The sequence below is a fragment of the Labilibaculum filiforme genome (assembly GCF_002843315.1).
GTDB lineage: Bacteria > Bacteroidota > Bacteroidia > Bacteroidales > Marinifilaceae > Labilibaculum > Labilibaculum filiforme.
The window spans coordinates 25,669-38,696 of record NZ_MVDD01000024.1; the positions used below are offsets into that span (position 1 = coordinate 25,669).

Below are 13,028 nucleotides of genomic sequence, written 5' to 3' on the forward strand. Positions count from 1 at the left end.
TCCCTCGTGTGTAAGCTTATGTTGATATCTGTTAAATAAGATTTCGTAAAAAAGGAAAAGTTTTGCTTGCGAATACCTGTTTGCCTTTTCTTATTTTTTGTACCTTCGTAGTAAGCAATAGCCTGTTATTTGTTAAACAATTACTTAAATGCCCTATAGAAGACTACCAAATACTGATTCTGCGCGTGTACGTGCGTTAAAATCTGCTCTTGAGATTAGCTATCAAACAAATCGTTTCGATCTTGCTTTTTCCTTCATTCTTTTACAGAAGGTAGAAACCTTTCTACCTCACTATGAGTTGGCAATTCGAAATCAGCGTCAGGCTCTTAGCCAACAATCTATTCGAAGTAAAGAATACAACGAGAAATTAAGAAAGGCACGATTGTATGTTTCTCATTTTATTCAGGTATTAAATTTTACAATTATTAGAGGCGAATTAAAGCCCGAGGTTCGAGAATTTTATGGTCTTAAAATTAGTTCGAAAGCAGCGCCGTCTTTATTGCAAGATGCAAAAGTAATTGAGTGGGGAGAGAAATTGATAAAAGGGGAGCAGGAGCGAATGAGAACTGGAGGAAATCCAATTTATAGTCCTTCTATTGCTTTGGTACGGGTAAATTGCGAAAATTTTAGTCAGGCATTTAACAATCAGAAAACCTTACAAAATAATACGCAGCGTTTTTCGGAAAAAGTAGCAGAATATCGTGCCGAAGCGGATAGTTTAATTCTTTCTCTTTGGAATGAGATAGAAGCTAAATTTTCGGATTTATCAGATGAAGAGAAAAGAGAGAAAGCTTCGGAATATGGAGTTGTTTATGTTTGGCGTAAAGGAGAAAGGGAAAGGTTGGCTCATTTAAAACAGGCAGCCGAGGATTCACTCACTTTGCCTTTCTCGCAATCTGTAAAGACGGAACAGTAGAAGAGCAAGAATGCTAAGAGAAATTAATCCACTTGCCCAGATACCAGCATGGTTTCCACCAAATTGCTCAATATCTTCGGGAATTTTGCCTTTGTTAATGAAATAGGACATGCATACTGCCATTCCGTTGTTGATTAAATGTGCTAAAATAGGAACCCATAAACTCTTTGTCCACACTAGCAGGTAGCCAAATAGAATACCCATTGCCATTCTTGGTAATAAACCAAAAAACTGCATGTGTAGTGCTGCGAAAAGAAAAGCTGTGATAATAATTCCCCAATGTACATTTTTAGTCATGCTCGAGAAAATTCGTTGAATAACGCCTCGAAACAAGAGTTCCTCACCCAATGCAGGGATTACTGCAATTAAAATCAAATTTACAAACAGGTCGAAGGGAGTTTCCATCGCCAAAAATTTCTTCGTGATAATTGCAGCCTGATCTTCGCTATGTCGCATCCATTGTTCTACTCCCGAAAGAAATTCGGGCAATTGCAGGTGAGAATTGATGCTTGCAAGAAGATTAATCGCCGGCAAGGCAATTACAATGGTGATACTTGCCAATAGAAATTGATAAGTAGAAAATTTACGGTCTAAAAAAAGATAGTTAAGTGCCCTGTTATTCAACAGCCAAGCAATAATAAACGGGGGAATAATAAACATCCCGGTAGAATATACCGATTGATAAAATTTAAGAACAGAAACATTTACAGCATCTCCATTTATATCCAGACTTGTTGTGTCGGTGAAGATATTGACATCGAAAATAAGATAGGCCAAAATACTGCCGGCGAACATGCACAGCATAAAAGAACCAACAACAACAAGTAAACTCATCATTAATTGTGAAAGCGGAGAGTAGTGACTTAAGGATCCTTTTAGCATATGCTTTCTAATTTTATTTGAAGAACAAAAGTAATAATAGATATGAGATGTGAGAAATGAGAATAGAGAAAGTTTAGGACAAAAGTATTGTACCTGTTATTTGATGAAGTTAGCCTTGGCTTATAATGCCTGTCTTTAGAGTGATTTTATTAATGAATGGATCCATGTAAATACACATTTTGTAAGTCAATCTCACTACTCATATTTTATATCTCACATCTCATTCAAGACTTTCTATTATCTTTGTTGCCTGATAAAAAAAAAGAAAGAAAGTGAAGATAGGAAATTTGGATTTAGGAGATAGACCGGTATTATTGGCACCAATGGAGGATGTTACCAATCCGCCGTTTCGGGTTTTGTGTAAGCGCTATGGAGCGGATTTAATGTACACTGAATTTATTTCGGCAGATGCTTTAATTCGTTCGGTAAATCGAACCATGAAGAAATTGACCATTTTGGACGAGGAGCGTCCTGTTGCCATTCAAATTTATGGCAAGGATGTAGATCCAATGGTGGAGGCTGCCAAAATTGTCGAAGCTGCAAATCCAGAATTTTTAGATCTGAATTTTGGTTGTCCGGTGCGTAAGGTGGCAACAAAAGGAGCAGGTTCGGGCATGATGAGAAATGTACCGCAAATGCTAAAAATTACCGAAGCCGTGGTAAAGGCTGTAAATATCCCGGTAACGGTAAAAACCCGTTTGGGATGGGATGAGGATTCAAAAATTATTGTTGAGCTGGCAGAACAACTGCAGGATGTGGGAATTCAAGGATTAACCATTCATGGAAGAACTCGTTGTCAGATGTACAAAGGGGAGGCAGATTGGACTTTGATTGGCGATGTGAAAAATAACCAACGCATGCACATTCCGATTATCGGGAATGGTGATATTACTAACCCAGTGAAAGCAAAGGAAGCTTTCGACAAATATGGTGTAGATGCCATTATGATTGGCCGTGCTTCGGTTGGTAAACCTTGGATTTTTAGAGATATAAAGCATTATTTTACTACGGGCGAATTGTTGCCTCCAGCTACAGTGGCACAACAAGTAGATATGCTTAAAGAGCAAATTGATGCTGCCATTGAGTGGATTGACGAAAAACGTGGCATTTTACACATGAGAAGACATATGGCGGGCATGTTTAAAGGACTGGTGAATTTTAAGCAAACAAGAATTGATATGCTTAGAGCCAATCATTATGCCGATTTAATGCCGATATTAGATCGGATTGCGATGGAATGGGGCAATCTGCAAATTGAGGATGAATAAATGAAAGACGCTGATTAGCGTCTTTTTTGTTCCATTTTGTTCTATAAAAGTAAAAATTGAACAATATGCGCCCTATTAATGACAAATTAACCCACCTGATTATCAGTAATAAGTAATATTTTTGGAGATCATTTCGAAGTACAGGAAAAATGTACCTTGTTAAAATGGATTTAGAAAGTAAAATTTATGACTATGTGGAGTAATAGAATGGGATTATTAGTTGCTTACCTGCTTTTTGCAAGTTGTCAGATGTTAAAAGAGCCATTGCCCGAAAAACCGAATGTTTTATTCCTGTTGGCAGATGATTTTGGTTATCAGGATATGAGTTGTATGGGAAGTACGTTTTATGAGACTCCAAATATTGATGGGATAGCTAAAGAGGGAATGATTTTTTCAAATGGATATGCTGCTTGTCAAGTTTGTAGTCCATCGCGTGCAAGTATCATGTCTGGAAAATTTCCTGCACGCCATGGTATCACCGACTGGATTGGAGCTGCTAGTGGAGAAAAATGGAGAGATCAAAATAGGCACAATAAATTATTGCCTGCTGCCTATCGTCATAAATTACCTTTGGAATATATTACTTTACCTGAAGCCTTAAAAGAGGAAGGTTATCAAACTTTTTTTGCGGGAAAATGGCACATTGGAGAGAAAGGCTCATGGCCCGAAGATCATGGTTTCGATATTAATAAGGGAGGATGGGATGCAGGCGGTCCGAGAGGTGGTTATTTTTCACCCTATCAAAACCCAAATCTTACTGATGGAAAAAATGGAGAGAATTTGTCGATGCGTTTGGCTCAGGAAACAGTTGATTTCTTAAAGGAGAATAATCCCAAAAAATCGGGTAAACCTGTATTTGCGTGCCTTTCGTTTTATGCTGTTCATGGTGCTATTGAAACAAGCCGTAAGAAATGGGAAAAATACCGAGATAAAGCAGTGGCCAATGGAATTGCGGAATCGGGATATAAAATGGGGCATTTTTTACCAATTCGTCAGGTTCAGGATAACCCAGTGTATGCCGGATTGGTGGAACAAATGGATGAGGCGATTGGTCTGGTGTTGAGCTCGTTGAAAGAATTGGGATTGGATAAAAATACGATTGTGATATTTACTTCCGATAATGGTGGTGTTTCTGCCGGAGATTCATTTTCAACTTCGAATCTTCCTTTGCGGGGAGGGAAAGGCTATCAGTTTGAAGGTGGCATTCGAGAGCCCTATTTTATTAAAGTACCAGGTTTAACCAAAGGGGGAGAAACATGTAAAGTTCCCGTTTCAGGAACCGATTTTTACCCAACAATACTTGATTTGGTAGGAGCAAAACAAAGGCCTGAAGAGCATATGGATGGCATTAGTTTACTACCCTTACTAAAAGGGAAAACTTGTCCAGAGCGGGCTTTAATTTGGCACTATCCGCATTATGGCAATCAGGGTGGAGATCCATCGTCGGTAATTCGAAGGGGAGCATGGAAATTGATTCATTATTATGAAGATAATCGGGAAGAGTTATACAATTTGGAAAGCGATTTAGAAGAAAAAAATGATTTGGCAGGTTTGCAAACCGAAAAGGTAGTCGATCTTCATACTGAGTTATTTAACTATTTAAACGGTGTTGGTGCTAAATATCCTGAGAAAGATACCACTTACAAGGAAGATATTGAACGAGCGTATTTAAGGAGTGTTGAGCAGAAGAAATTGCCAGCATTGGAAAAACAACGATTAAATTTTTTGAAAAAAGATTTTGATCCGAAGAATAATTGGTGGGGAAGTACAGCTACAATTGATTAGCTTCAGTTTGTTTGGAGAGGAAAAAAAAAGACGCCGAAGCGTCTTTTTTTGTTATTTCATTATTTTAGGAAGTTCTTTCACGAAATAGTCTGGGTTAAAAATTTCATAACTTTCGGTTCTTCTGCTCCAGTACATTTCTACTGTTTCGAGATAGGCATTTTGCAGCTTACGAATTTGCGCTTCGTTTAATTCCAGCTCGGCAGTAAAGGTTGTAAACTTATATTTTGGATATTCTTTTGGTGCAGCATCTCCTTCGTACTGAAGTTCAATGCGTTCCCCATTCGAAAGGGCAAAAAGCATTTTCGATTTTTTGGTGATGTATCCAAAAAAGCGAAATCCTTCGGCATCCATAAGCTTCCAATTGGTTTTTAAGAACACTTTCCCTTCTTTCGAGATAATTTGAAAATCGGCTTTCACCTCATTATTAGTTTTCGAGAATTTGCTTAATTTCGCACTAACACCTTTAATAACAGTCTGTAATTCTAATTCTGCATCAATTAATGTGATTGGTTTTTCAGTTTCGGCTACTAATTTTATGGGAACATTAGTTTTTTCTACTTTTGCTGTTTCCTCGTATTTCCACGTTCCGTTATCAAAAAGTAAAACTACTTTTCCTTCGGGAGTTTTTAGTTTTAATTGTGCATCTATCTGGTTAATATTAGCTAAGAACAGAACAACAAGAATTAAAATATTTTTCATGTTAAATCTATTTATTCTGTGATTTGAGGAATCGCTTTAAGAAAGTACGAAGGGGCAACAACGGGGTATTCTTCGGCTCTTCGGCTCCAGTTCATGGTAGCTTTCAAAACAATTTTATTTTGAAGTAATGTAAGTTGTTCATTGGTTAAATCGAGTTGAGCCGAGTAGGTCGAGAATCCATATTGGCTAAATTCTTTAGGTTCAAATTCCTCGGTATAAATAAGATCAATACTTTGTCCTCCAAGCAATTCCAGACTTATTTTACTGTCTTTTTTAATAAAGCCAAAGTACGAATAAGCTTCACCATTCATAATTTTCCATTCGGTTTTAAGACTTGCTTTACCATCTTTCGAACTTAGAATAAAATCGCATCGAACAATATTCTTGTCCTTAAAATATTTTTCAAGCTTAGGGCTTGGACCTTCAATAAAGGTGGTTTTTTCGATTTCCGCTTCTTTTAACACAAGCGGTTTATCGGAAATAGTTGGTTTTGGAATACTTCCTTGAGTTGAGGTTTCAATTTGTTGATTTTCATCGGAAACACTTAGGTCGGCATATTTCCAAGTGCCGTTATCGTAAAGAATTACAACTTTTCCTTTGGAAGTAAGAGCGGTTTCTTGAGCTTGGCTTAGCATCGAAATACCAAATGCCAGAAAGCAAAAAATAATAATTTTTCTCATTTTAATTGTATTAAATCAGTTTTACGAAATTCGTTTCTTGTATTTATTTCTTCGTAAGCGACACGACTCAAGACTATTTTTGATACTTGTATCTTGCCTCTTGATACGGAATAAGGTAGTTTGGTGTCCGGTCAATTTCTATTAATTGAATTGCAGGAAACGTTTGGTGATGTAGCGAACCGGATAGCGCGAAGCCGCATATCCAATCGAAACAACCGTTGTAAAGATGATAAAAATATCGATAAAATGAACATCAACCGGGTAGGAATCCATAATAAAAGCTCCGTTTCCTGATAAAGTAATTAAGCCAAACTTCATTTGCAGAAAGCAGATGGTAAGTCCTAAGCCTACGCCAATACTTGCTCCCAATAAAGAAATTAGCCAACCTTCCAGTAAAAATATTTTCTGAATTGTTTTTTCTTCGGCGCCCATACTCCGCAGGGTGGCAATATCTTGTTTTTTATCCAAAATAAGCATGGTTAACGAGCCAATCACATTAAACGAGGCAATAAGTAGAATAAAGGCTAGAATAAAGAAAATTGCCATTTTTTCCGATTGCATCATTTTAAATAAAACATCGTGTAGTTCAAATCTATTTTTCACTACAAAATTCTCTCCCAAAAGTTGTTGAATTTTTTCTTTAACATTTTCAATCTCCGCCTGATTTTGAATGGATAGTTCGATGGCACTTACCTCTTTATTGTAGGCAAATAATTTTCTGGCAAAATCGAGAGGAACCAATACGTATTGCGAATCAAAATCCTGTTGAATGGTAAAATATCCCGAAGGATATAAATATTCAGTATTGAAAGCATCCATTGGGTTTATTCCCAAGCTGGCATTTCGTTTAGGCACATAAAATTTAATGTAATCGGTAAAGGTGAGACCAACACCAAGATCCAGAGCAACGCCATAGCCAAGCACCGCAAACTGATGTTTTCCCGAGTTCAGCAAAAATTTCCCATCCACCATCATGGTGTCAATGCCGGTCATTAGTGTAAATTCCTCATCTACACCTTTTATAACTGCGGGGCGTTGCTTATTTCCGTATTTTAGTAAGGCATTTTCCTCCAGGACTTCGGAGTAAAAAACCACATTTTCCATTGCCTTAATTTGCTCGAAAGTAGCATCAGGAACAAAGGTTTTACCAGTACTGGGAAGAATTTTTAAATCAGGATCGAAACTGCCAAAAAGGTCACGAATCAATCCATCAAAACCATTAAATACCGAAAGAACAATAACCAGAGCCATGGTACCAATTGCAACACCAATAACCGATATCATCGAAATGATATTGATTACGTTCTGTTTTTTTTTCGAAAACAGATAGCGTTTCGCAATATGGAAGGGAAGGTTCAAGTTATTTAAATAAACTTAAGAGAAGTACTGTTTGCAGCAAGCAAACTGGATTTAGGAAAGTAAATTGTTAATATTTTCGATATAATCTAATGAATCGTCAACAAAAAATGCCAATTCAGGAACAATGCGAAGTTGTTTTCCAACTTTGTTTCCCAAAATTCTACGAATGTTTTTCGTGTTCATTTTAATTAGCTTAAGAGTCTCTTCTGTATCGCTCGAAGGAAAAATGCTAAGATATACTTTTGCAAGTCCCAAATCAGGACTAATTCGAACCGTTGTAACCGAAATCATTTTGCCACCAAAAAGATTTCTCGACTCCATCTGAAATATCTCACTTAAATCTTTTAGCAACAATCTTGAAACTTTGCTTTGTCTTGTAGTTTCCATATATAATCTTCTAATTTTTTTACAAAGATAGAATAAAAGTCTGGAAGAGAGGAAAAGTCATAAAAGTCTTGAAAAGTAAAATGTGGAAAGGAGTAAAATATAGTTTTGAGTTCTTGTAGGAGTCATGTCTATTAAACTTTTTCTTTCTTTAGCCTTTATTTTTAATACATCATTCTTAATCACTAATTGAATAGCTACCTTTGCGCCTTATGGCAGATTGGTTTGAATATGGATATTGGGGATTGTTTTTTGCAAGCTTTTTGGCTGCAACTATTTTGCCTTTTAGCTCCGAAGCTATTCTAAGTCTTTTTGTGTATTCGGGCTACGATATTACCCTAACCGTTGCAATTGCAAGTTTTGGAAATTGGTTGGGGGGAATGCTAACCTACTATTTAGGCTATTTGGGTAAGTGGGAGTGGATTGAAAAATTTCTTCGTATTAAGCAGGATAAAGCCGAAAAAACGAAAGCATTTCTGCAGAATAAAGGAAGTATTCTGGCCTTTTTTGCCTTTTTACCAATTGTGGGAGATATTATTCCCTTAGGATTGGGATTGTTGAGAAGTAAGCTTATTTGGGTAGCTCTTTTTATGGCACTAGGCAAAATCTGTCGGTATATTGTTTGGGCATGGTTTACGCTACAAATAATTAATGCCTAGGAAAGCAAATCTGGACAAATCTTTTTCTAATTAAGAGATTAACGTTATTTCAAGCCTTCAATATTTTTTTTGTCGGATTCGTTTCATAATTTTGCGGGATAATTTTTTTAAATATAAACGGCTCAAGCTTGGGCTATTAATAAAATCAGATCATGAATACAGTAGTTAGTGGAATTCGATCTACAGGAAATTTACACCTGGGGAACTATTTCGGAGCGATAAAGAATTTTGTGCAAATGCAGAACGATAACAATTGCTTTTTCTTTATAGCTGACTGGCATTCCTTGACTACACATCCGACTCCTGCTGATCTTCACTTAAATGTAAAACAAGTTTTAGCGGAATATTTAGCATGCGGAATTGATCCTGAAAAAGCAACGATTTATGTGCAGAGTGATGTGCCAGAAATTCCTGAGTTGTATTTGTTAATGAATATGAATGCCTATTTAGGAGAATTAGAAAGAACTACTTCTTTTAAAGATAAGGCGCGTAAAAGCCCTGAGAATGTAAATGCTGGATTACTTACTTATCCGGTTTTAATGGCTGTTGATATTTTAATTCATAAAGCAGAGTATGTGCCAGTTGGAAAAGATCAGGAGCAGAATTTAGAAATGGCGCGTAAATTTGCGAAGCGATTCAATAATACCTACGGCGAAGAAACTTTCCCAATTCCAAAATCTTATTCTTTTACGGGCGAATCTGTGAAAATTCCTGGATTAGATGGATCTGGAAAAATGGGTAAATCGGAAGGAAATGCAATTGGATTGGTAGAAGATCCGAAAGATATCCGTAAAAAAGTAATGAAAGCTGTTTCGGATAGTGGACCTACTGAAATGAATCAAGAAAAACCAGAAGTTATTCAGAATTTATTTAGCTTAATGGATGCGGTTTCGACCAAGGATACTTACGATTTTTTTAACGATAAATACAACAATTGCGAAGTTCGCTATGGCGATCTTAAAAAACAATTAGCCGAAGATATCATTAACTTTACAGCTCCAATCCGAGAGCGTTTTCTGGATATCTCTCAAGATGAAGCTTACCTAAGAAAAGTTACTCAGCAGGGAGCAGAACAAGCACGCGAAAGTGCAGCTAAAACTTTAGCAGAAGTTCGCAGATTATTCGGTTTCCGTAAATTTTAAAAATACAATAACTTTGATATAAGAAATGCCATTCCCTAAGGAGTGGCATTTCTTTTTTAGGGCGTTCCCCTTGGGGTGGACCTTCCGTTTTTACTCCTCGCTAATTGTCTTGCTTCGCAAACAATAAGCTGTGGGGCATTCACTTTTTCCGATAGTTATCGGAGCCCTAACGCACTCATATATGCATCTACTATTTAGTTTATTCCACCACCAAGGTGGAAACCTATTTTTATAGATGCGTGGTTGAAATCGTTAAAACGTTCGTCTTGGTCAAAAATTAGATTGTACTGAAGCGTAAAGTCCAAATGTCCATAGCTACAACCAATTTTTGGAGCAATTCCGAATTTAGATCCTAATTCTATTTCTGTTGTGTTGTTCATTATTGTTGTACTAAGCGTTCCTAGCTCATAAATTCCAATATCTACACCAGCAAAGGGACGAAAGTTATTGTCACTAACGTAATAATCTATTGTGGAAGCATAACATACAATCGACGATACATCTAAAAAATCATCATCGGTGGCACCAATTGCAGTAGTTTCATATTTAATTCCTAAGAGCAAATTATCGTTCATATGAAATTTAGGATTTACATAAAAGCCAATTCCAGCATCGAGTTCATCGCCACCCGGATTTGAATAGGCTGCTCCAAAATCAACTCTAAAAGTTCTAAAAGAGCCACTGTAGGAACCATATTGAGCATTTGCCACTCCTGAAGTTAGAGTGAAAATGATTAGTAATTGCACTAGTTTTTTCATTGTTAATAAGTTAATTAGAATATTGTAAATTTTTGCGATTAAATAAAAAGTTTTTGATTGATGAATAGGAGCTATATCTATTTGGATTTTTTGCGATAGCTCTGTATTAATCTATTTAATACGCGCTTTAATGTTTTATGTTTTAAATAAAGGCCAGTTTTTATGTGAAATATATCACAAGTAAAAAACCGAAAGATGAGTGCAGCTATAAAAAGTTATGGATAACAGACTATAGTTTATTGAAAGTAGCATTTTCACTGCATTTTCAGGTTATTATTCTTTTCATTATCTGTTCGCCTTTTAAAAACCTAGTATTTTTAAAATAGGTAAGATAGAGCAGCTATTAACTGATTAAGGCAAGAAATGAATAGCAATAAGGATTAAAACAACTGCTAATAATTATAAATAGCTTGCAATTAGTAAATAGGCTTTTAAAGAGCGAAAGAGAGAGGCGAAAGACCATTATTTAATTTTGATTTGGTGAATCCTGATAATAAATCTTAATTTTGGCTCATTAAACAATACAGAATTTGGTAAAACAATTTTCCTTAGTATTCAATTTTACTGTAATTACAATTAAAACGGTTCTTCAAAAATGAATTTTTTAATATTCCCAATCAGGTTTCTATACAAAGTTTATTTCTTTCTTTATTTTGTATTAACATTGGTGCTCTTCTATCCAATATTTAAGTATTTATTATCGAAGAAGGAGCGGTTTCCAATGGCTTTTAAAGTGATAAAAGTATATGCGAAGGTCTGGCTTTACGGATCAGGAATATTCTTGCGGGTGAAGGGAAGAGAGAATATAATTACCGATCAGGCTTTCTTAATTTGCTCTAATCATAGCTCCTTTATCGATCCGGCTACCCTGTATATTATATTTGATCAGTACTTTGTGTTTACCGGGAAAAAAGAGATTGAAAAATGGCCTTTATTTCACATTTTTTATACTTCGGGAATGAATATTTTGGTGGATAGGCACAATCGCCTGGGAGCATTAAAAAGTTTTAAGAAAATGATGGATGTAATTACAGAGGGATATCCTTTAGTAATTTTACCCGAAGGAACCATTCCCGAAAATGCGCCAAATTTAGGAGAGTTTAAACCGGGAGCAGTTGCCATTGCTATACAAATGGGAATTCCTATTCTGCCAATTACACAAACTACCAATTGGAAAAGATTACAACGGGGTACCATGTTTAAAGGAAATGCTAGTCCGGGTATTGCAAATGTTATTATACATCCACTTATTCCTACAAAAGGCTTGTCTAAGCAGGATGCAGAAGCACTGTCGGAGCAATTACGAGCGGTAATTAACCAGCCATTGCACGAAAAATATGGTGTTTCATAAAATCAGAATCATATACATGACAAAATGCCAACTCGTAAGAGCTGGCATTTTTTATTTGTCATGTTTTTTGTGACATATTGACTGTTTATCCAAAAAATCCAGATGGCACGGTTATTGTCCGGATCATCTGGTTATATTGTTTTATAAAATAAATTTATCAATTGTTAGAATAAACCTATTAAATAGAAATAGAATTCGAGGCTAACAACCTTTACTATGACAAACTGCACCGTTTGTGTCGACAAATGTATATATTAATTTGATTAAAGTGAATGTTTATTAACATTTATTAACAATCGACACTCTATTCAGAGTTTCCTACTTTGAACATTAATGGATAATTAATTAATGTTTTATCCATATAAAAAAATAGAATATGGAAGAAAGTGATAAAATCCCTTACCTATCATTGAATATGGTAGGGGAGTATAGTGAAGCTACAAAAGCTAGAAAAAGATCAATTATAAGAAATCAGAAAAAACCTAAGAAGTTTATTTATGCAAGATATTCTAGTGCTAAGAGTGCAATAAAAAACTTTTTTGCTCAAGATGAATTTGAACCATTATGTGTTAAAGCTAAAATAAATGAATTGGCTAAAAAGGTTTGTTCTACTGAATTTCAGGCCAATAACCGAAATTGTCAAATTCAAGCATTGGAATCATTTCTTACGACAAATCTTGATTCTTCTTTGCAGAAATTTACTTTTGAGAGATTTCGATCAAAACTGAAATCAATTTCCATTAACGGATTAACAATTGGTATCTCACCTGATTTAGTAATATGTGGTGAGATTAATGGACAGAAGATTGTAGGAGCTATAAAACTTCATTTTTCGAAAAGTGGAGTGTTTAAGGGATCTGCTGGCCGAGTAGCGGCTACAGGTTTATATCGTTTTATGAATGATATCGTTGCTACAGAAAGTGAAGTAGTAATTCCTTCATTGTGTATTGTTCTTGATGTTTTTGAACAGAAAACTTATCAAGCACCTGAAAATTTAGATTTTTATATGAAAAAGTTTATCAATGCATGTGCTGAAATAATGGATATCTGGGATAATGTAGCTTAATTAAAAAATTCCAATAAATAAAAGGGTTGTTGATATCACTCAATAACCCTTTTTGGAGTTTAAATTTTCATTAACATTA

13 protein-coding genes are annotated in these 13,028 nt (G+C 35.6%); 7 read left to right on the top strand and 6 right to left on the bottom strand.

Annotated features, from left to right (window positions below):
- Positions 1–148: 148 nt before the first annotated feature.
- Positions 149–916, top strand: a complete 768-nt coding sequence (locus BZG02_RS18925) for a hypothetical protein (protein ID WP_101263317.1) — start codon at positions 149–151, stop codon at positions 914–916.
- Here the strand turns inward: BZG02_RS18925 and BZG02_RS18930 are convergent.
- A complete protein-coding gene (locus BZG02_RS18930; protein WP_101263318.1) occupies positions 872–1,798 on the bottom strand; it encodes a CPBP family intramembrane glutamic endopeptidase in 927 nt (308 codons plus the stop codon). The genes BZG02_RS18925 and BZG02_RS18930 overlap by 45 nt on opposite strands.
- Before the next feature lie 272 nt (positions 1,799–2,070).
- On the opposite strand from BZG02_RS18930, the gene dusB reads away from it, so the two are divergent.
- Both dusB and BZG02_RS18940 read left to right on the top strand, forming a co-directional pair.
- Complete coding sequence (dusB, locus tag BZG02_RS18935; protein WP_101263319.1) at positions 2,071–3,066, top strand: tRNA dihydrouridine synthase DusB; 996 nt, start codon at positions 2,071–2,073, stop codon at positions 3,064–3,066.
- 186 nt (positions 3,067–3,252) lie between these two features.
- Entirely contained in the window at positions 3,253–4,851 is a 1,599-nt protein-coding gene (locus tag BZG02_RS18940) for a sulfatase (protein ID WP_218972303.1), read from the top strand.
- A 51-nt stretch (positions 4,852–4,902) separates the two neighbouring features.
- Here BZG02_RS18940 and BZG02_RS18945 read toward each other — a convergent pair whose 3' ends face one another.
- From BZG02_RS18945 to rbfA, 4 genes are all read right to left on the bottom strand, one after another.
- A complete protein-coding gene (locus BZG02_RS18945) occupies positions 4,903–5,550 on the bottom strand; it encodes a hypothetical protein (RefSeq protein ID WP_101263320.1) in 648 nt (215 codons plus the stop codon).
- An 11-nt stretch (positions 5,551–5,561) separates the two neighbouring features.
- Entirely contained in the window at positions 5,562–6,230 is a 669-nt protein-coding gene (locus tag BZG02_RS18950; protein WP_101263321.1) for a hypothetical protein, read from the bottom strand.
- A gap of 141 nt (positions 6,231–6,371) precedes the next feature.
- Complete coding sequence (locus BZG02_RS18955) at positions 6,372–7,514, bottom strand: ABC transporter permease (RefSeq protein ID WP_218972304.1); 1,143 nt, start codon at positions 7,512–7,514, stop codon at positions 6,372–6,374.
- 126 nt (positions 7,515–7,640) lie between these two features.
- Positions 7,641–7,976, bottom strand: a complete 336-nt coding sequence (rbfA, locus tag BZG02_RS18960; protein WP_101263323.1) for a 30S ribosome-binding factor RbfA — start codon at positions 7,974–7,976, stop codon at positions 7,641–7,643.
- Between the two features lie 209 nt (positions 7,977–8,185).
- Between rbfA and BZG02_RS18965 the strand changes: the two genes are divergently transcribed.
- Together BZG02_RS18965 and trpS are read left to right on the top strand one after the other, a co-directional pair.
- On the top strand, positions 8,186–8,632 hold the full coding sequence (locus tag BZG02_RS18965; RefSeq protein WP_101263324.1) for a YqaA family protein: 447 nt from the start codon (positions 8,186–8,188) through the stop codon (positions 8,630–8,632).
- Positions 8,633–8,784: 152 nt separating this feature from the next.
- Positions 8,785–9,774 (top strand): tryptophan--tRNA ligase, encoded by a 990-nt coding sequence (trpS, locus tag BZG02_RS18970; protein WP_101263325.1) that lies wholly within the window; start codon positions 8,785–8,787, stop codon positions 9,772–9,774.
- Between the two features lie 194 nt (positions 9,775–9,968).
- Here the strand turns inward: trpS and BZG02_RS18975 are convergent, their stop codons facing one another.
- Complete coding sequence (locus BZG02_RS18975; RefSeq protein WP_101263326.1) at positions 9,969–10,532, bottom strand: hypothetical protein; 564 nt, start codon at positions 10,530–10,532, stop codon at positions 9,969–9,971.
- A 595-nt stretch (positions 10,533–11,127) separates the two neighbouring features.
- Here BZG02_RS18975 and BZG02_RS18980 point away from each other — a divergent pair.
- Together BZG02_RS18980 and BZG02_RS18985 are read left to right on the top strand one after the other, a co-directional pair.
- Positions 11,128–11,883: a lysophospholipid acyltransferase family protein gene (locus BZG02_RS18980; protein WP_101263327.1), complete on the top strand. Its 756-nt coding sequence runs from the start codon at positions 11,128–11,130 to the stop codon at positions 11,881–11,883.
- A gap of 376 nt (positions 11,884–12,259) precedes the next feature.
- A complete protein-coding gene (locus BZG02_RS18985) occupies positions 12,260–12,949 on the top strand; it encodes a hypothetical protein (protein ID WP_101263328.1) in 690 nt (229 codons plus the stop codon).
- Positions 12,950–13,028 lie beyond the last annotated feature (79 nt).